Genomic DNA, 19,327 nt, shown 5'->3' on the forward strand with positions numbered 1-19,327 from the left:
AAGGGTTAAAGCGATGATTCAAGCATTGATGGCGCTGGCGCTTCGCGAGCGCGCGGTCGTGATAGGCGCCGCCGTGCTTTTGCTGCTGGCGGGGCTTTATTCATTCTCACAGCTTGACATCGAAGCTTATCCCGATCCTGTGCAACCCATGACCGAGGTTCTGACGCTGCCCAACGGTCTCAGCGCCGAGGAGGTCGAGAAACTCGTCACGGTCCCGACTGAGTATGGGATGAGCGGTATGCTTCATTTGACATCGATGGAATCCATATCGCTATACGGGCTATCCGACGTCCGCCTGTACTTCGATTGGGACAGTGATTACGAGTTTGACCGCACTCAGACGATAAACCAGTTGCAGTTCGTTACTCTTCCCCAGGGTATCCAGGCTGGCCTGTCGGCGGAAAACCCCATCGGTGAGATCTATCGATATACCGTCAGAGCCCCCGATCACGACCTGGTCAAAGAGAAAGAGGTCGAGGACTGGATTTGTCAGAAACAGTTTAAGACCGTGCCTGGAGTGCTCGACGTCTCGGGCTTTGGCGGTCTCACGAAAGAGTACCACGTCGAAGTTGACCCGCAGAAACTCAATCACTACTCCATACCGCTTTCCCAGGTGATCAGTTCGATTCAGAACTCGAACACCAATTCGGGAGGAAGCTATCTCAACGTGGGCGAACAGGCATTCGATGTGCGGGGGCTTGGGTTGATCCGCGGGGTCGGCGACATCGGCAACGTCGTGCTCACATCGAACAAGTCGACCCCGATCAGGATAAAGAATGTGGCGGACGTGTCGGTGGGGTGGGCGCCGCGGCTGGGTATCGTTGGAATGAATTACGAGGACGAGGTCGTCGAAGGAATCGTCCTGATGCGCAAGTACGGCAACACCCTTGCGACATTAAAGGGTGTAGAGGCAAAGACCGAGCAGCTGAATACCACGGGTATGCTGCCCAAAGGCTACAAGATAGTGCCGTATTACGATCGAAGAGGTTTGGTCTATACGACGCTTCGGACCGTTCTCGAGAATCTGACGCTCGGTATGGTGCTTGTGTTCCTGGTGCTGATTTTCTTCCTGGGCAATTTTCGGACTGCAATTATCGCGGCGGTAAACATTCCGCTGGCCATGCTCGGGGCCTTCATCTTGCTCTATCTGTCCGGCACGCCGGCAAACTTGCTTTCCCTGGGCGCGGTAGATTTTGGAATTATTATCGATTCGACGATAATCGTCGTCGAAAATATCTATCGACATCTAACTACCGATTCTTCCAAGGGCGAGAATACTTTTCAGTGCATCCTGAACGCTTCCAAGGAAGTCGGCGGACCGATGTTCTACTCGACGCTGATCTTTTTGATCGCGTTCCTTCCGCTCTTTACGATGCGCGGGGTGGAAGGTGCGATCTTTTCCCCGATGTCGCACACCTACGGATACGCCTTGACGATCGCGATTCTGCTGGCCGTGATGCTCTCGCCCGTTCTGAGTTCCATCCTTCTTCACAAAGGCATGAAGGAAACGCACAACTTTGTCTGGGAAGCGTTTCACAACTTCTACCACAACCTATTCGTGCGAATTTTGCGCTGGCCGCGGCTGACGCTGGTGATCATCTGCGTAGTCATGGCCGCCGGCTTGTCGCTTTTCCCGCGTTTGGGAGGTGAGTTTCTACCCAAACTGGAAGAAGGCAATATCTGGGCGCACGCCATAATGCCGACGACGATCAATCTGCCGCAAGGCGCAAAGCTGGTAAGTCAGATGCGCGCGATATTTTTGTCGTTTCCAGAGGTATCGAGTGCTGTATCTCAGCTTGGCAGGCCTGACGATGGCACTGAGACCACGAGTTTTTTCAACGTCGAGTTCGCTGTCGACCTGAAGCCCGAGGGGACGTGGCCGGAAGGCATGACCAAAGAGCGTCTAGTTTCGGAGATCGACGACAAGTTGCGCAGGCGATTCCGGGGCGTCAGCTTCTCGTATTCACAAAATATCGAAGACAACATTGACGAGGCGCTTTCGGGCGTAAAAGCGGGCGAGAACGCGGTGAAGGTATTCGGCTATGATCTCGATACCGATCAGTCAATAGCTACCCGGCTTGAAGAGACATTGAAACAGGTCCCCGGCGTAACCGACGTTTTCATGTACAAGTCGCTCGGGCAGCCGAACATAGTCGTCGAGCCTGACCGTGACGCCGCCGCGCGATACGGACTGAACTCCGGTGACGTCTCGACAATCGTGCAGGCGGCGATCGGCGGGTTGCCGGCGACCCAGGTACTCGAAGGCGACCGGAGCTTCCCGTTGGTGGTGCGATGGAAGCCCCAGTATCGGCAGACCATCGAGGCAATGCGCAACATTCGGGTCAACGTTCCTACCGGCGGCTATGTGCCGCTCGGACAAATTGCGCGCGTCGAGGCATCCGAGGGTGCTTCATTCATTTATCGTGGAGATCTCCAACGCTACGTACCGGTACGTTTTTCGGTAAGAGGCCGTGACCTTCAGGGCGCGGTCGCCGAGGCCAAGGCGCGCGTCGCTAGCGAAATCCAGATGCCTGAGGGCACGCATCTCGAATGGGTGGGAGAGTATGGAGAGCTGCACGCCGCCAACCAGCGGCTTGCGATCGTAGTTCCGCTGGCACTCTTGTTGGTAATGGGCGTCCTCTATGCCGCCACGCTTTCGGTGGTTAATACCCTTATATTGATGGCCCAGATTCCGCTTGCGTGTCTAGGTGGGGTCTTGGCCTTGGTAGTAACAGGCACACCATTCAGTGTTTCTGCCGCGGTCGGATTCATTTCAATTTTTGCGATTGCGATCATGGACGGCATTCTGCTGAACTTCTACATCCACCAGCTTTGGGAAGAGGGTTATTCGCTGGTCGATTCGATCGTAAAGGGAGCCGACCGCCGTTTCCGTGCAGTCATGATGACAGCGCTGGTCGACGGTCTGGGCTTGCTGCCGGCGGCACTTTCCACTCGAATCGGCGCCCAAACGCAGCGTCCGCTCGCCATCGTCGTGATTGGCGGGGCGATTTCGATCGCGTTGCTGACGCGAGTGTTTCAGCCGACGCTGGTATATGTACTGCACAATTATGTTGGTCTGTCGGAAGAGCGCAGAACGACGCCGCCGGAAATGCCAGACAACTTTCCGACGCGGGACTAGTCCGGCGGGCCCGGAGCGGGGCAGATTTTAACGAGCCGACTTGTGCAATCCCGGCGCCAACGAACTTCGCGCCTCCGCCAAGCCTCGCCGCGCACCGCGAACCGTGGTAAACGGCGGGAGGAGGATCGGAGCGATGGAATTCGAGATGCTCGCGAGCGGCTATGGCCTGCTCGAAGCGCCGCGTGTCGATGATCTCGGCCGTCTCTACTTCAGTGACATTCCCAACGGCGGCGTTTACCGGCGCAATCCCGGCGGCAACGTCGAAACGCTGATCCCCAAGCGCAAGGGCGTCGGCGGGATGATCTTCAACGCCAGCGGCGGGCTCGTGCTCACCGGCCGCGGCCTGATTCATTGGGATGAGAAAACCGGCAAGAGCCGCGATCTGTTCGTCGCCTGGGCAGGCAAGCCCGTCAGCATGAACGATCTCACCACCGACGATCACGGCAGCATTTACACCGGAACCGTCAACTTCGATCCGTTGAGCAACGACCAGCCGATTCCGGGCAGCCTGTTCCGCATCGATCCTCCCGGCCGCGCAGTGAAGTTGTGGGACGGCATCGAGGTCAGCAACGGTCTCGGCCTCAGCCCCGACAGAAAACACCTGTATCATTCGGATTCCCCCACCGGCGCGGTGTGGGTTTACGACGTCACTCACGAGCGCGGCGTCAAGGACCGGCGCATCTTTGTCAAGATGCCCGCGGGATGGCCCGACGGGCTGGCGGTCGATGCGCAAGGGGGAGTGTGGGTTGCGGCTTTCCGCGCCGGCGAGGTCGTCCATTTCTCGAAAGACGGCGCCGTAGCCAGGCGAATCAAGTTGCCGGCCACGATGGTGACCAGCCTGGTCTTCGGAGGCCGCGACATGCGGGATCTCTACGTCGTGACGGCGGACAACACCGATGATCCAAATCGCAAGGGAACGATTTTCCGCGCGCGCGCCGACGTGCCCGGCCTGCCGGTGCCGAAAGCGAACTTTTAGTTTTTAACTCTCGACAGCAGCCCGGGCCGCGATAGGATCCTCCGGCGGTTGCTCGCGCGACCCAGCCAGCAGTGCGCCGGCCGCGATCGTCAATACGAATGCGCCAACCCGCATCGCGGCGGCCATCGAACCCGCCGGCAATCGTTCGCCGAACGCGATCATCCCGCCGGCGATCGGTACGATGTTCGACAGCGCCCCCGACAGCGGCATCGCGATTATCCCGCGCGCCGAATGAAACGAGTTCTGCAGCAGGACAATCCCTGCGATGTTGGCGACGATCAGGCCGTACACGTAAGGATTCGATACGATTCGAAGCGCGAGCGAAGCGGCGCCGCCGGCGATGAACTCTTCCGTCATCGCCTTGGTGAACAATCCCCCCAGGCCGAACGCGACGCCGGATAGAATCGCCGCCGCCGCGCCGCTGGCGTTCAGCCGTGCGACGGCCATCGGCGCGAGCCCTGCAACCGCCAACAGCGCGGAGAACATCAGCAGCGTTCCGGGTTCGAACTCACCTTCGGTTTCGCCGGCCTGAAGCGACAGCGTAAGCATCAGCATCCCGAACACGATCGCGCCGATGCCGGCCCATTCGCGTCCATTCGCGCGCTCGCCAAGAATCACCACCGACGCGATTACGAACAGCGCGATTCCGCCCTGCATCATCACCGCCACCATCGATACCGGCGCCCTCGACACCGCAATCACGTAGAGCGCCCAGCCCACGGTCTGCACGCCGAGTCCGCCGATCCACATGGGATCGCGAAGCCAGGCGACGATCGCGCCGATCACATGCGCGCCGGCCGCCATTGGCAGATGCGCCGAGCGGCTCTTCATCATCAGCAGGCCGAGCGCCATCAGCACGCTGGCAACGATCGCGATGGACAGGTAGAGGATCACCGCGTTCAGCTCTTGACTTCGCGCATCGCGCCGCCTCGGATCACCTTGAACCGGCGTCCGGCCCACATCACTTTGTTGCTGAGCAGGCTGGCAAACCAGACCCCGGTCATTATCAGGTCCTTGATCGGAACCATCCAGAGATCGGCCAGCATCTCGGGCATCTTGAGCACGCGGCCGACGATTGCCGCCGACATCGTGAGCCGCGCCGCAACTACCAGCACCAATGCCGCAAAAGCCGCGGCGCTGCCGCGTGAGGTCGCCAGCAGCATCAGCGCCCAGAACGGGCCGTGGATCAGGATTGTCGCGATGCTTACCGGGCGCACGAAGCGGTAGGTGCGCGCCCAGCGGAGTTGATGACGCCAGAATTCAGCGAAGCTCTGTTCCTCGCACGTCAACGTGACCAGCGAATCGGACAGTTTGATCTCATAGCCCTGCATGTTGGTGAAGTTGCCCAGGTAGAAGTCGTCGGCGAGCATGTCCTTGACCGCGCGGAATCCGCCGGCGGCCTCCAGCACCCGGCGTTTGATGGCGATCGTCGCGCCGAGTGCATAATGCATCGGCTCGATCATTTCGGCGATCAGAATCTGCGGTAGAAAATCGGTGTTGACGTAGAGCGCCTCCAGCCGCGACGCGAACGAGCCGCCCGGGCGCGCCCGATACGCGCAGGTCACGATGCCGATTTTCTCGTCGGAGATCAGTTCGCCGACAATCCGCTTGAGGTAGTCGCGCTCGACGGATACATCGGCGTCGCTCAGTACGAACACCTCGGCCTTCTCGGCCCGATCCGCCATCTTGATCAGCTTCGCGACCTTGTGATTGCTGCAGTCGGGCTCTTCGCCAACGACCAGCGTGATGCTCGCGTACTGGTAGCGTTGGCGGATTGCGACCGGAATTTCGGCGGCCGCATCCTCGTAGTTCTCGACGGCAAAATAAAAGTCGGCCCGCGGGTACGCGATTTCCAGAAAGCTGATCAGGTTGGCCGCCAGCGAATTGCTGGTCCCATGCAGCGGCTTCAGCACTGCCACGCGCGGTGGAATCTTGGGCAGCGGGGGCAGGGGAGAAGTCATGCGCCGCGCAAACCTGATCGCAGCGATTGTCGCGGCGGCGTAATAGAGCACCGACACGCACACGCCCGCAGCCGGTAAAGCCATCCAGATTGTCATCGAATGATTCGCGCGCCAACCTGACCCGGCGCGGCAGATGGCGCCACAGACATTCTTGCTGCGGACCTCGCGCCTGTCCTTACTCGCGCCTGGAATTCGCCGTCAGGCCGGCGCCTGCTGCGCCGTCTGATTCCGTCGCTGGCGCATCGTCGAAAGAAACTGCCGCCCCTCGCTCAGCATCCGCCTGGTCTCTTCCATCGACGTCATCATCTTCTTGACCGATTTGAAGATGTACTTCGGGCGGAAGTAGAAGCTGCGATAAAAGCGCTCGACCGCGCCGTAAATCTCGTCGTTGGTCAGGCCAGGATAGGTGATCGTGCACTTCTGATAGCCGGATTCATCGAGCAGCGGATCGACCGCCAGAAATCCGTTCTCGGTCACATAGTCGAACAGCTCCGTGCCCGGGTACGGCGACGCGAGCGACACCTGGATCGTCTCGCAGTCCATCTCTCGCGCGAAGCGGATCGATTCCTCGATCGTGTCCTTGTTCTCGCCGGGAAGTCCCAGGATAAAAGTACCGTGAATCAAAATCCCCAGTTCGTGGCAATCCTTGGTGAAGCGTCGCGCTCGATCGATTCCGACGCCCTTCTTGATATTCTTCAAAATCTGCGCGTTGCCCGACTCGTAGCCGACCACGAACAGCCTGAGCCCGCCGTCCTTCATGATCTTCAGCGTTTCATAGTCGACGTTGGCGCGTGAATTGGTGGACCACGTGATTCCCAGTGGCTTCAGCAACTGCGCGATTTTGCGCGCGCGCGCCGGGTCCGCGGTAAAGGTGTCGTCGTCGAAGAACAGTTCCTTCATCTTCGGGAACTTCGACTTCATCGCCGCCACTTCCTCGAACACATTCTCCGGGCTCCGCACGCGATAGCGATGCCCCTGCGTGACCTGCGGCCACAGGCAGAACGTGCATCGCGCCGGGCATCCGCGCCCGGTGTACATCGACACGTACGGATATTGGCAGTACGGACTGTTGTACTTCAGGTAGTCGAGGTTCTTTTCATACACCTCGGTGACGAACGGCAACTTGTCGAGTTCTTCGTCGGTCAGCGCCGCACGATCGGGATTGTGATGCAGCCCGCCGTCCTTCCGATAGCTGATTCCGCCGATCGTGCTCCAGTCGCGCCCCTGCGCCACTTCCAGCATCGAGTAGTCGAATTCCTTGCGCGCCGCGATATCGATCGCCGGCGACAGTTTCAGCGTTTCGTCGGGCCGCGCCGTCGGATGCCCCCCGACCATCGCGATGATTGCGTCCGGATTCGCCGCCTTGATTGCTTCCGCGGTGCGCGCATCCATCCGTAAAGACGGCGTCGAGGTGTGAATCACGACCAGGTCGTAGTTCTTTGCCTCGTTGACCGTCATCTCGACCGTGTAGTTATGCGGCGGCGCGTCGAGCAGGCGTGCGCCCGGGATCATCCCCGCCGGATAAGCCAGCCACGTCGGATACCAGAACGACCAGACCTCGCGCGTCGCTTGGTAGCGCGAGCCCGCTCCCCCGTCGAAGTCGTCGTACGAGGGCGGATTCAGAAAAAGCGTCTTCATCACATCCATAGGCAAAGCATACCCCACGCCTGTCCGATTGGTTAGTCAGCGACTATACAAATCGCGACCACCGAAGGCAACAATGTGCGAAACTTATACTCACTTACCGACCGCCCCGTCTGCCCTTGATCCTAAAAACCCCGCATTTTCGCGGCTTTTCCCTCGATCACGGCGCGGCCGGCCCCTGCTTGCGCGCGACGACAATCATCCGCCGCGTGCCTATCGCATACGCCTCGCCATCGAATCCCCCGAACACCGCCGTCACGTGCAGCCCCACCCGTTCCAGGAGGCGGGTCATCTCGGTCAGCGTATAGAGCCGGATGATATGTCCGATCGACTCGCGGCGGCTTCCCTTCGGGTCCACCACGATGAAATGCACGTGCATGCGGCTGGTCGCGAGATCCAGGTCGCGCCGCTCGACGTACAAAGTTCCGTCGGCGCCGGTATGCCAGTCGTTCTGGACATAGTTATCGATCGCCCACTCGCGGTTCAGCATGTCCAGCAGGATCCGTCCGCCGGCCTTCAGCGCTTTGGCCGCCGATTCCAGCACTTTCAAATCCTCGGCTTCGGACTCCAAATATCCGAATGACGAATACATATTGACGATCGCGTCGAACTTGTTTTCGAACGGGATCTTGCGCATGTCGGCGGCGATCGTCTCGATTGTGACCTTGCCCGCCTTGGCCGCCTGCTTCGCGAGTTCCAGGTACTCGGGATTCAGATCGAGACCGGTTACTCGCAAGCCACGTTTCGCCAACTGGATCGAATGCCGCCCCTGGCCACAGCACAGGTCGAGCACCGATGCGCCCGGCTTGAGCTCGAGCGCGCTCGCGACGAAGGCGCTCTCTTTTTCAGCCCGCTCTTCGGTGAACGTGTGGCCATAGACGTTCAGGTAGTCGGCGCGGAAAAAATCCACGTACCAGGCAGGGCCTTGCGATGCCATCGCGTCCCTCACAAACTGTGCGGGTTCTCGCTTCAGGTGCGGATAAGAACTACCGGGCGTGAGGCGACCCAGCGGCGCAGGAAAGCCACCAGCAATGGACGCGTCACAGTCGTCAGGGCGACTGCGTTAACCAGCTCGAAGGGAGCAAAGGGCACGAATGGGTGCTCGCTGACGATCCGGGTTTTATCGTCGAGATCCTCGATCATCTTTGCATGCCCGGAGACCACCACGCCGTTGCTGGTGACCTGGACCTTGGGGTTCTTGCGAATGTTGCGGATCCAATCAGACTGCCAGCCGTAAGTAGAGATCAGGAAAATATGATTGTCGCTGCGGGCGCATGGAAGCAGCGTCTCACGCGGCAAGCCGGTTCGCCGCCCGGTTGTCGTCAGCAGAACCCATCCCGGTGCGCGCGAAAAGTAATCCCTTTGCGAATCGACCAGGGCCGCCTGAACCCGGCGCATGCTGCGAGGGATGAAGTGCAGCCTTGCTGCGAAAGGCTCAACGCGGGGTGTAGGGACCATCGCCACAAAGGCTATGGTCGCGCCATTCGTGCGTCAAGCACGTTGCAAGAACGGTTCTCGTCCGTAACTGCGCCCAGCAGGGTTGGATGCAACTCTCACGGGACTTGAATTACCTTTCGTACCTCGGAATTCGGATCTTTCACGATCTAGCTTTCAAGATTGAACTCCATCGTGGACCGCTTGCCGGCATCGGGCTACGCGGTGACGATCCACTCCCGGGCCTCGGATGCCTGGGCGGTAGTGAAGACTCGCAGCTCTCCTGGCATCAGAAAGCGGAAAGCGCCGACCGCATGACTGATCCATGCGACGTCGGTCACGACGGCCATCCGTTCCCAACGTGAAAGATGCTCAATTCCAACTTTGAGGTCTTCCCACTCGGCGCCGAAATCGATCCCGCTAAATTGCGAACCCAGTTCGTAATAAAGCCGCAGCTTGGCATTTCGTTTCAGTGACTTCTCTATTGCCGGTATCACAACCTCAAGGTAGTCTCTTTCCGTCACCCGTTCCTTGGCCACGATTCCCACGACGCTTTCGGGAAGGCCTTCGATAATCTCGATCGTACTGCATCTCCTCTGGTTGCGCTTCTGACGCCACTGTTACAGCCCAACCGGACTTGGAGCGTACCGGTTCGACGCCACCCGCTGTATCTTTGCTATCACGTCATCCGCTTTTTACCAGACGATGGCCGAGCAGGTTGAGCTTGAAGCTGCGCACGCTCTCCGGCAGCACCACGTCGCCGCTTGGGCTTTGGAAGCAGAGCGCATCGAAGGGACACTGCACGATGCACGCGCCGCACTGCACGCATTGGTGCGCTCTTGGCAGCGTGGCCATATGCCGGATGTCATCGACCTCGAAAACTTCGACCGGGCATACCTGCTCGCAGAAGCCCGCCCCCTTGCATAGGTGCGGATCCAGGATTATCCGCAGCAGCCGATCCTCGTGCAAACCGCTTTTGTAAGTCGGGGTGCTGCCCATAAGGTCGATGCTCAGCAGCACCACCACGACCAGCGAGATCGCACTCCAGCGTAGCAGCGATGCCCACGAGAGCCCGCCGATGAGCAGGGCATAGCCGAAGAGGACGGCTAGGAAGATACCCCAGAATATGAGGGGTAGGGCGCGCGGGCCGAAGTCGAAGAAAATGAACCCAATGTTCTTGCCTTCGGTGCGGAGGCGCCTTTCATAAAGAGGGAAGGCGAGGAAGATGACCATTGAAAGTGTCCACACCAGACCGATCACTGGGAGCACGCCATCCCTCCAAAACGGAAACAAAAGTAGGGCGAAGAGGGAAATCGGAAATGCCCACGCAACCGCCATCTCGAGCCGCTGCGGCCACTCGAAGGCAACCGCACCCATTTCCCGTGTTTTTTTGAATCTGTTGCGCACGAACGCTGGAATTGCGCTGGCATACGCCGGTCCCCAGATGACTTTCCATCCGGCCTTATGCTGGATCGCCCGTCCCTCGATGCCGGTAGCGGCAAGCTGCGGCAGGATTACCGTCCGATGGTCCACGAGATCTTCGATACCGCTCGTTTTCAACACCGACACAACGTCATGATTGGTCAGCATCCCTCCCGTGGCGGCGCACCAGACGTTGACCCCTCGGCTGTTGGCGACCAGCAGATATGCGTCCATTCCCTCGATTGCCCGCCTGAGCCGTTCCACTGTCAGGCGGAAGTTGCCGGTTAAAAGCACGGGTGAATTTCGATCGGGATTGCCGATTTTAGTCAGGCCGGTCCTGCATGGAAACGGCAACACGCGCAACAGCGTCTGAAGCACGTTGATCAAAATGTAGCGCAGGTGATTCATGCTGCCTGACCCGGCGCTCGGGCCACCAATTCGACGAAACTGCGCAAAGTGTTCAAGCGTAGCGATTCGATCGAGAAGCCCGCATGAGTGACCTTCTCGGGGAGGTTCTCGACCGCATGCGTCGTCTGCTGGGTGATGACATACGCCAGCGCCACGAGTGGAGCCCGGCTCAGCGCATGAAGCATCCGCCGCAAGACGTCCGGCGGCTTGACTTCATCGGCAATCAGCAACGGACCGCCGGGCCTGAGAATCCGCTTGATCTGCTTTAGCGCATAATGGATTTCGTCCTCGCTCAACTCGGAGAAGCAGAGACCGCTCATCACAACGTCGTAACTGGCCGACGCCTCGCCGCCGAGTTCGGCAATCCCCATCTCCCGAAAATCGATTTTCTCGGCAAGGCCCGCTGCTTGTGCGCTCTCTCTGGCGATCTCCAGCATCTGGGCATTTACATCTATCGCGCTGACGTGCGCTCCGCGGCCAGCGGCTCGCAAGGTCAAAGCGCCGGTGCCGCAGCCCAGGTCGAGCGCTCGCTGCCCGTCATGGATCCGGCTCGCGAGGCGATCATAGGCGTGCCCCAGACTCCCGAAGGTGAGCAGCCACATGCCGAGATCGTATCGGCGTGGAGCGGATTCCAGAATCCGCATTAGAACGTACGTGCTCATTGGATGCGCGCGCCCACGCTACAACGAGTGCGTGCTGCGAATGATTTTACGTCTCCTTCCGCCCGCTGTCACGGCTCTTTCGGCTCGAAAGCGCGCCTACAGCCATGCGAACGACTCGCGGATGAACGCGGGAGCGCCGCCGCGCGCGATCGTCCCGTGCGCCATCACGACGTTGACCGGGTCCCACGCAAGCACGCGCCCGAGCGCGGCGCGCGCCGACGCGCGCCGCACGAAGCTGAGGCGCCATTCCAGCGGAGCGCGCCCGACCGGCTCGGTAATTCCCCCCAGGCGCGCGTAGGTCGCCCTCCATCCCTGCCATCCGGGGGTGTTGCGGATAAACTCCATCGAGAAGTTCTCGATCAGATCGGCGAACAGCGCAGTGCGCGACGCACGATGGAAGAAAACGATCTCATCCATGATCAGGCTGCCGCAAAACAGTGCGTGGTCGATCTCGCCGCGCCAATCCTCGGGCGGTTCGTCGCAGAGCACGCCGCTGAATTTCAGGTCGGCGCGCTTGCGAATCACCGACGGCAGGCCCCACAGCCTCGCGCCGGGAAACTCTGACGCCCAGTCGCCCATGAACAGATGATGGATCTTGTTGGGAGAGACCAGATGCGCCGGGTGGCCGAGCGCTGCGAGTTCCGCCCGGAGCGAATCGGTCAGCGGAATCGGCGACCAGATCCACAGCGCGCCAACGGCGAGCCGCGCCACCGCCATCCGGGTGGGATATGGAAACGAGTAGAAATCGACGGTCGGGCCTTCGGCGATCCAGAAATTTTCACCCAACTGCCGAAGTGTCGCGCTCACGATTCCCGCCGTACCTCACTCTCACGCGCCCTGAATTATCTTTCGTACCTCGGAATTCGGATCATTCACGACCTGGCTTTCAAGATTGAACACCATCGTGGACCGCTTGCCGCCGTCGGTTGCGCCCGACGCCATATGCATCGCGGTTTATAGTGCTGACAGCAGCGAGCTGGCGCAAGCGTGCGTCGAGTCGTTGAGTTGCCGAAGTCGCCGCCACTTTCCTAAGATGCATGCGGTGGACTGATGTTGATGCGTACGTTGGCTCGCGCTCCAATCGCACAACGGCTGAGAGCCGGCCGCGGCCTTCGAGAGACGGCGCCGCGCAAGAGCCATGCGCACTGGAAGGCGCCCACGAATCGGCCTGATCCGATCCAGTTACTGATCGAATCCGACGCGGGGCGAATTCCCAAGCTGCTCCCCATTCGTTACGGGCGAATGCAGCAGTCGCCGTTTGCCTTCCTCCGCGGTGCAGCAGCCGTAATGGCATTCGATTTGGCCGAGACTCCCCGGACAGGACTCCGCGTCCAGGCTTGCGGCGACTGCCACATAATGAACTTCGGAGCATTCGCGACGCCTGAGCGCAACTTAGTTTTCGATATCAATGATTTCGATGAAACAATCCCGGCTCCCTGGGAATGGGACGTCAAGCGCTTGACCGTGAGTATCGAAGTCGCGGGGCGCTCCGCGGGCATTAAATCCCGGTATCGGGAGCACGCTGTTCGAGCGGCGGTGCGTTCCTACCGCGAGCATCTGGGCGAGTATGCGACCATGCCGTCGCTCGAGGTGTGGTATGAGCGAATCGATTTCCAGCAACTCCTCGATAGAGTTCCGGGGCCCAAGAACCGCCGGCGCGACAGAAGAGTTTCCGAGAGGGCTCGGCGAAAGACGGTGCCGAACAATTTGCTTCCTTCGATGGCCGCCAAAGACAAGACCAAGATCAAGGACGAGCCGCCGCTGATCTATCATTTGCCCAGTCAACGGACCTCGGCCTATCTACGGCGAGCGGCGTCAATCTTCAAGCGATACCGGACCTCCCTCCATGAGTCGTATCGAGTGCTCCTTGATCGGTTTGAGCTGCTGGACGTCGCGTTCAAAGTCGTCGGCATTGGAAGTGTCGGAACCTTCTGCGAGGTGGCGTTGTTCAGGGATGCGCAGGACGCGCCGCTGTTTCTGCAGATCAAGGAAGCTCGCGCTTCAGTGTTGGAGCCATACGCCGGCCGCAGTGTATTTTCGACGCACGGGCAGCGAGTGGTCTATGGTCAGCGCTTGATGCAGGCATCCAGTGACATATTCCTGGGTTGGACGGTCGGGTTGGAACCTGGCCGCCACTTTTACGTCCGCCAATTGCGCGATATGAAGATTCCGATGCCGGTCGACACGGAGGATCCCACCGACCTCGCCTATTTCGCCGACGCATGCGGCTGGGCGCTAGCTCGAGCGCATGCGCGCACGGGAGACCCTGCGATGATCGCCGGCTATCTCGGCTCGAGCGATGCCTTCGATGACGCAATAGTGAAATTTGCGAAAGACTATGCCGATCAAACTGAGAGCGACTACAGTGCTTTGTTGAAAGCGATAAAAAGTGGACGAATCAAAGTCGCGAGATGATGCAGTTCCGTCGAACGATTTCAGAACTGGACATGATCGCTCGACAATGCCTGGCACGGTTATGGAGCAGGCTCACACAACGCGACCCCCGCTGTGGGCGTATCTCGGCACGGTCGTGTTCACCGTGGTCGTGCCGGGTTCGGTGGTCGGCCTTGTCCCCTACCTGATTTCACGATGGGAGCTGAGGCCGCCATTGCTCGGGCTCGGGCCAACCCGATGGATCGGCCTTGGGATGTTCGTCATCGCGGTTCCGGCGTTTGCCGACTTTCTCGCACGCTTCGTGCGCGAGGGACACGGGACTCCGGCTCCGATCGCGCCGACGCGGCGGCTTGTAGTGGGTGGAGTCTACCGATGCGTGCGCAACCCCGCCTATATCGCGGTGATCGCGATGCTTGTCGGCCAGGCGCTCTTCTTCGGTAACTTGGGTGTGCTCGAGTACGCATTAGCGGTTGCGATCGGATTCCATTTGTTCGTGATTCTCTACGAGGAACCCACGCTCAGGCGGACATTTGGCCGCGATTACCAGGACTACTGCCGATCGGTGCCGCGCTGGATCCCGCGCTTGCGTCCAGCCGACCGTGGGGGCCAGCGATGAATCGTGGCGTGGTCCACAACGTGGACGTGGAATTCCACGCTGCGTACTACAAGGTGGGATATTGCTTACGGCTCGATTTGGACTGGCAACCGAGTCGATCGGTCACTGCGGGCGCTCCGGACGAGTAAACAAGCCGACGTAGCGCGCCACGATCAGGTACTTCTTGAACAAGCGGTTGGTCTGCTCTTCGTGCGGGCTGATCGTGGCCCGGTCTTCGGGATCGAAGAAGCAGGTGGGATCCTCGGCCATATAGTCGCCGTTGTGGTAGTACGCCATCGCACGGCATCCGCCGCATGTGTACTGATACCGGCAGTCGCCGCACTTGCCTTTGAGCTGGCTACGATCGAGCACGTCGGCGAACAGTTGGCTGGAAGCGACCAGCTCGTCCAGCGGTTTTTCGCGCACGTTGCCGGCCTTGAGCTGATCGAGCAGAACCGGACAGACCGAAACATCGCCTTCCGCGTTGAGCGCCAACCAGGTCCCGACCCAGCATCCGATCGGCGGATTCTGCGGTACGGCGCCATTGGCGGCTCCTCCGGAAACCTGGGCGTGCAACTCCGGCGAGAGGAAGAACGGGGTGTAGCTCACGTAGCCGTTGACGTGGCTGCGCAACTCGGGATGGAAGTGAGCTTCGAGATCGTTGCGATCGAACGCGAGCTTTTTGAACAAATCGCAACCCGAGCCTCGCGCCACGTAAGGCGAGCGGTTGTATGAAATCCGCCGATCGGTCAGATACTTGATAGTCTTGGCGAAGGTCTCGGTATTGTCCTTGGAGATCGTGACGATGACGTGGCGGTCAATCTTGAGCTCGTCGCACAGGGCCAGCACCTCCAGAGTACGATCAGGTTTGGCGTCGCGGCTCCATTCGTTACGCTCGTCAATCGAGTTCAGCCCCACCGATATAGTTACCTTGCCGTTGGTTGCTTCCTTGATTTCCTGCAGTTTGGTCCGGTCGAGTACCTCGCCGTTGCTGCAAACCTTGCATTGATAACCCAGCTCCACCGTAAGCCGGAGAAGCTCCAGCGCATCCTTGCGCAACAGGAACTCGCCGCCGCTCCATCCGATAGCTATAACGCCGAGGCGCTTGGCTGGAAGCAATACCAGTTCACGAATCTCATCGAAGCTGAGCTCGCTTCGACGTTTGTCTCGGACCTTGTGCGCATCGTTGCTGCCGGTCATGCACAAAGGGCATTGCAGATTGCATAGACGAGTAGCCTCGAAATACAGCGCCGGAAAGTTATAACCCATGATCGCACGAAGCTAGCAGCAATTATCGTTCCGCACAACACGGCTCTTTCTGCGCGCTCTTTTCGGCTGGGATCATTGCGAAACTGGGTCGTTTCGATGCAGGACTGTTTCCTTTGGAAGCAATCCTCAGGGCTGGAGCAGCGTCTTGCGCCATTGCCCTCCGCTGCGCACGAACAATTCGCGCCGATGCAATCGGAAGGGAGCTTGCACCCAGAATTCGATCCGATTCGGCGCCACACGGAGTCCAAGCCAGTATTTCGGCCGCACCGGCTCTTTGCCCCTCAATTCCCGTCGGAGCTTGGCGACACGCGCGATCAGCTCTTCGCGGCTTTTCAGCCGATGGCTCTGATGCGAGACGCTGCCCGAAATCCTGCTCTCTATCGGCCGGGTAACCCAATACTCGTCCGCTTCCTGCACAGTCATCCGCTCGACCGAACCATCGATCCTGACCTGGCGTCCCTTCCGCGGCCAATAAAAGACCATCGCGGCGCGGGGATTTTGCGCCATTTGCCGGCCCTTGGGACTGCGTATATCTGTGTAGAAGGAAAATCCTCGCGCATCCGCTTGCTTGAGCAGGATGTAGCGCACGCTGGGCCTACCGTCGATCCCGCAAGTAGCCAGTGCCATCGCCTCCGGATGGTTGGTGCCGGCGGCCACTTCCTCACGAAACCATCGAGTAAATCGCGCGATCGGATCGTCTGTCTTCATATCCCCTGCCGGACGCATTCTTGATGCCATAGCTTGCTGGGAAGACAGATCGCCGACGCCGAGGCGCGCCTCGAAGCAGGCGGTGGCGCGATCGCGCGCACACGCACCGACTCGGCGGGAGCGTTTCTCCTTAAGTCTCGGTGCTTTCTCCCTGCCTATTTCTTCTTGGCGGCCTTGCCGGTTCCCGACAGCGAAACGGACTGCGGCGAGCCGGCCGCGTTGTCAACAATCTTAAGGCTTCCAGTCTGCGCCGTCGTGTTCGCCGGCGTGAAGGTCACCGATACCTTGCAACTCTTGCCGGGCGCGAGCGTTTCTTCGCATTCCGACTTGACCGCGAACACCGACGGCGACGCGCTCTCGCTCTCGATGCTCACCGCAACACCTGTTTTCTTCTTACCCGCGTTCTTGATCGTTACCGTCTTGGGCGCGCTGGTAGTTCCGACTGTCACCTTTTTTCCGAATGCCAGCGAAGCGGGACTGATAGTCGGCGTGGGCGCCGGGCTCGCGCCGAATGCCTTCACAAGGTTATAGGCATTGACGGTCCCGATTCCGGTCGCAAAGTCCCAGCCGGGGTGCGTTCCGTATGCCGGCTCGTAAGCCGAAGTCGACGTGGACAGGACGCCATACGTGCCCGATGGCTTATAACAATTGTTCGGGCCCGTGCATGGCACGTCCATGTCACCCTCGGTCACGTCATGAAAGATGCACGAGTCGGCCACGCCGTTGCCGAGTGTCGAGTTGCAGGTCGAGCTGCCGCTTGCGCCATACTCGGTATTGGCCAGCGAGTAGTAGGTGGGATTCGGGTTACCTTGGCTGCTCGCAGTATATTGATTCACGAGCGCTTGAATACCGGCCATGATCGGCGAGGCGAACGACGTTCCGCCACCGCCAGCCCACTTGCTGGGAGCGCCCGTGCAGGCAACTCCCTGATTATGGGTGTCGGAGAAGCAAACTAGGTAGTAATGGCTCCAAAGTCCGTTAGCCGCGAACAGCGAGACGTCGGGAAGATCGCGCACGCCGTCGCTTGGATTGCCAAAGACCGATTGCCACGGCGGCTTGGGCCACCCTTGGCAGGTACCGCCGATGACACCTGCCGTCGAGGGAGACCCAGTGGCGCAGCCGCTTGGACCGCCGCTGCCCCCGATGGTGTCCAGGAAATCCTTTACGCCGGTCGAGCTGTTGCAAAAGCCGCTCGAGCCGTAGCCTTGACCGTAGTCTTCATAGCCGGCGAGCAGCTCACTGGCGCAGGAGTCGTTCCATGGAATTTCCGGGATGTAAGATTTCGCTGAGCCATAGTCGGAATTATTCGTCGCACTCCAGTATGTGCTGTTCGTGCCCGCGTACGTATCGCCGAAGTCGGTGCCCCCCACGGCCACATTATACTGCGTGGAGGCAAATGCATTGACGTTGATCCCGTATTGCGCGACATCATTTCCCTCATCCTGATCACTGGTCGCCGCGCCACCGTCTCCCGCCGAAACAAAAACCGACACGCTCATCGACGCCGCCAGCTGGTACAGGCCGTTGATGTACGAGTTCCGCGACGCGCCCTCCAGCGGCTCGGACCATCCATAGCTGATGCTCACGACCCCAGGGACCGGGCCGCCGTTGCTCAGAATGTTTTGCAGAGCGATGAAGCCTCCGAAGTTGGTGGTATTCTTGCACGAGGCCAGTTCGATGGTCGCGTTAGGCGCCGCCGCACTGGCCCATTCGGCGTCCAGGATCGCTTCGAAGTCGTCGCCGGCGAGGACGCCCGGATCGCTACAGGCGCCGCCAGTGCCGGGTGCCGGATGGACCTGCGTGAAAGAGCCTTTAGGGTAGGCGCTTGCAAGGCCGAATTTTGTACGGAAGGTGCTCCAGTCGCTGGTGCTGTATACGTCGGTGTCTTCAACGACTACGATCTTCTGCCCCCGGCCCGAATAACCCTCCGCGAAAAGCGGATTCAGATTGTAGATGGTGGCCAGGTCCGCGGGTACAACCCCGTAACAATCGCTCCCGCAGCCGGAAAAGGTGTACGCGGCGCGCGGTTGGTACATCGGACGCGGCATGAAGTTGTTGAGGGAGACGATCCCAACGATTGCCGGCGCGAGCGCGGCCGGAATGCGCGGGTCGCTCATGTTGGCGATGTGCTTCGCACCGTTTACCTCGAGATCGTGAATCTCGGTGTGGAAGGCCTCCCGCACCTGGCCCGCCGTCCCGGAGAAGTCGATCACGTTGTTGGGATAGATCAGATTGACGGTAAAGCCGTGCGATTCGAGCCATCCTGTGATCGCCGCCAGGTCCTTCTGTGCCAGGCCGTAGCGCTCTCCAAATTGCTTTGCGGTGAGCCACTGATGGAAATTCGGCGACTTGGGCTCCGTAAGTCCATCGATATATTTGTCGAGGGCTTGTTCCTGCTCGGGGGGGCGCCGCAACTGGAGCCACAGGTGCTCCATCGGAAGGCTGAACGCGACCAGGCCGCGATCGTTGGCCGCCGTCGCTTCTGGACGCGTATTGCCCGCGAGCGTGACGAGATTGTTCTCGCTTATCGTCTCGGTGATCAGGGCGCGGGGTTGTGATACCGCCCCCACAATCTGCTGGTAACCTGCGATCGCTGCCACGATAACCGCGCAGCACACGAACACGCGAATGCGGTTCGTTAAACGGACATTTGATGCTTTCATGCGGTATTCCCCGAAGGCCCATTGCGCGCGGATTCATAAGCAAAGGGCATCT

16 protein-coding genes are annotated in these 19,327 nt (G+C 59.9%); 4 read left to right on the forward strand and 12 right to left on the reverse strand.

Going from position 1 to position 19,327, the window contains the following annotated elements; all coding sequences use genetic code 11:
- Positions 1-13: 13 nt before the first annotated feature.
- Together ABR989_RS11425 and ABR989_RS11430 are read left to right on the forward strand one after the other, a co-directional pair.
- Complete coding sequence (locus ABR989_RS11425; RefSeq protein ID WP_428128570.1) at positions 14-3,139, forward strand: efflux RND transporter permease subunit; 3,126 nt, start codon at positions 14-16, stop codon at positions 3,137-3,139.
- Positions 3,140-3,272: 133 nt separating this feature from the next.
- Entirely contained in the window at positions 3,273-4,115 is an 843-nt protein-coding gene (locus ABR989_RS11430; RefSeq protein WP_428128572.1) for an SMP-30/gluconolactonase/LRE family protein, read from the forward strand.
- Between the two features lie 3 nt (positions 4,116-4,118).
- Here ABR989_RS11430 and ABR989_RS11435 read toward each other — a convergent pair whose 3' ends face one another.
- The 9 genes from ABR989_RS11435 to ABR989_RS11475 form a co-directional block, all read right to left on the reverse strand.
- A complete protein-coding gene (locus ABR989_RS11435; protein ID WP_428128574.1) occupies positions 4,119-5,009 on the reverse strand; it encodes a hypothetical protein in 891 nt (296 codons plus the stop codon).
- A 5-nt stretch (positions 5,010-5,014) separates the two neighbouring features.
- Complete coding sequence (gene hpnI / locus ABR989_RS11440; RefSeq protein WP_428128576.1) at positions 5,015-6,160, reverse strand: bacteriohopanetetrol glucosamine biosynthesis glycosyltransferase HpnI; 1,146 nt, start codon at positions 6,158-6,160, stop codon at positions 5,015-5,017.
- Positions 6,161-6,274: 114 nt separating this feature from the next.
- Positions 6,275-7,714 carry a hopanoid biosynthesis associated radical SAM protein HpnJ gene (hpnJ, locus tag ABR989_RS11445; protein WP_428128578.1) on the reverse strand — a complete coding sequence of 480 codons (1,440 nt, stop codon included), beginning with the start codon at positions 7,712-7,714 and terminating at the stop codon, positions 6,275-6,277.
- Between the two features lie 166 nt (positions 7,715-7,880).
- On the reverse strand, positions 7,881-8,657 hold the full coding sequence (locus ABR989_RS11450; RefSeq protein ID WP_428128580.1) for a class I SAM-dependent methyltransferase: 777 nt from the start codon (positions 8,655-8,657) through the stop codon (positions 7,881-7,883).
- Positions 8,658-8,689: 32 nt separating this feature from the next.
- Positions 8,690-9,178, reverse strand: a complete 489-nt coding sequence (locus ABR989_RS11455) for a nitroreductase family deazaflavin-dependent oxidoreductase (protein ID WP_428128700.1) — start codon at positions 9,176-9,178, stop codon at positions 8,690-8,692.
- A gap of 194 nt (positions 9,179-9,372) precedes the next feature.
- On the reverse strand, positions 9,373-9,702 hold the full coding sequence (locus tag ABR989_RS11460; protein WP_428128581.1) for a SpoIIAA family protein: 330 nt from the start codon (positions 9,700-9,702) through the stop codon (positions 9,373-9,375).
- Between the two features lie 136 nt (positions 9,703-9,838).
- Complete coding sequence (locus ABR989_RS11465; RefSeq protein WP_428128583.1) at positions 9,839-10,984, reverse strand: HgcAB-like fusion protein; 1,146 nt, start codon at positions 10,982-10,984, stop codon at positions 9,839-9,841.
- Entirely contained in the window at positions 10,981-11,646 is a 666-nt protein-coding gene (gene cpaM, locus ABR989_RS11470; protein WP_428128586.1) for a corrinoid protein-associated methyltransferase CpaM, read from the reverse strand. The genes ABR989_RS11465 and cpaM overlap by 4 nt, the downstream gene beginning before the upstream one ends.
- Before the next feature lie 96 nt (positions 11,647-11,742).
- A complete protein-coding gene (locus ABR989_RS11475) occupies positions 11,743-12,453 on the reverse strand; it encodes a DUF4336 domain-containing protein (RefSeq protein WP_428128588.1) in 711 nt (236 codons plus the stop codon).
- 243 nt (positions 12,454-12,696) lie between these two features.
- On the opposite strand from ABR989_RS11475, the gene ABR989_RS11480 reads away from it, so the two are divergent.
- Complete coding sequence (locus ABR989_RS11480; RefSeq protein WP_428128589.1) at positions 12,697-14,061, forward strand: DUF2252 domain-containing protein; 1,365 nt, start codon at positions 12,697-12,699, stop codon at positions 14,059-14,061.
- A 46-nt stretch (positions 14,062-14,107) separates the two neighbouring features.
- Positions 14,108-14,656, forward strand: a complete 549-nt coding sequence (locus ABR989_RS11485; protein ID WP_428128591.1) for a methyltransferase family protein — start codon at positions 14,108-14,110, stop codon at positions 14,654-14,656.
- 102 nt (positions 14,657-14,758) lie between these two features.
- On the opposite strand, the gene ABR989_RS11490 is transcribed toward ABR989_RS11485, so the two are convergent.
- From ABR989_RS11490 to ABR989_RS11500, 3 genes are all read right to left on the reverse strand, one after another.
- Positions 14,759-15,904: a radical SAM protein gene (locus tag ABR989_RS11490; protein WP_428128593.1), complete on the reverse strand. Its 1,146-nt coding sequence runs from the start codon at positions 15,902-15,904 to the stop codon at positions 14,759-14,761.
- 126 nt (positions 15,905-16,030) lie between these two features.
- Positions 16,031-16,612 (reverse strand): pyridoxamine 5'-phosphate oxidase, encoded by a 582-nt coding sequence (gene pdxH, locus ABR989_RS11495; RefSeq protein ID WP_428128595.1) that lies wholly within the window; start codon positions 16,610-16,612, stop codon positions 16,031-16,033.
- Between the two features lie 155 nt (positions 16,613-16,767).
- On the reverse strand, positions 16,768-19,275 hold the full coding sequence (locus ABR989_RS11500; protein WP_428128597.1) for a protease pro-enzyme activation domain-containing protein: 2,508 nt from the start codon (positions 19,273-19,275) through the stop codon (positions 16,768-16,770).
- Positions 19,276-19,327: the final 52 nt, after the last annotated feature.

It is taken from the genome of Binatus soli (SeqCode) (assembly GCF_050015535.1).
Lineage (GTDB): Bacteria > Desulfobacterota > Binatia > Binatales > Binataceae > Binatus > Binatus soli.

Coding starts and splice junctions, on each gene's coding strand:
- ABR989_RS11425 (WP_428128570.1), top strand. CDS start 14: ATGATTCAAGCATTGATGGCGCTGGCGCTTCGCGAGCGCGCGGTCGTG.
- ABR989_RS11430 (WP_428128572.1), top strand. CDS start 3,273: ATGGAATTCGAGATGCTCGCGAGCGGCTATGGCCTGCTCGAAGCGCCG.
- hpnI (WP_428128576.1), bottom strand. CDS start 6,160: ATGGCTTTACCGGCTGCGGGCGTGTGCGTGTCGGTGCTCTATTACGCC.
- hpnJ (WP_428128578.1), bottom strand. CDS start 7,714: ATGAAGACGCTTTTTCTGAATCCGCCCTCGTACGACGACTTCGACGGG.
- ABR989_RS11450 (WP_428128580.1), bottom strand. CDS start 8,657: ATGGCATCGCAAGGCCCTGCCTGGTACGTGGATTTTTTCCGCGCCGAC.
- ABR989_RS11455 (WP_428128700.1), bottom strand. CDS start 9,178: ATGGTCCCTACACCCCGCGTTGAGCCTTTCGCAGCAAGGCTGCACTTC.
- ABR989_RS11465 (WP_428128583.1), bottom strand. CDS start 10,984: ATGAATCACCTGCGCTACATTTTGATCAACGTGCTTCAGACGCTGTTG.
- cpaM (WP_428128586.1), bottom strand. CDS start 11,646: ATGAGCACGTACGTTCTAATGCGGATTCTGGAATCCGCTCCACGCCGA.
- ABR989_RS11480 (WP_428128589.1), top strand. CDS start 12,697: ATGTTGATGCGTACGTTGGCTCGCGCTCCAATCGCACAACGGCTGAGA.
- ABR989_RS11485 (WP_428128591.1), top strand. CDS start 14,108: ATGCCTGGCACGGTTATGGAGCAGGCTCACACAACGCGACCCCCGCTG.
- ABR989_RS11490 (WP_428128593.1), bottom strand. CDS start 15,904: ATGGGTTATAACTTTCCGGCGCTGTATTTCGAGGCTACTCGTCTATGC.
- pdxH (WP_428128595.1), bottom strand. CDS start 16,612: ATGAAGACAGACGATCCGATCGCGCGATTTACTCGATGGTTTCGTGAG.
- ABR989_RS11500 (WP_428128597.1), bottom strand. CDS start 19,275: ATGAAAGCATCAAATGTCCGTTTAACGAACCGCATTCGCGTGTTCGTG.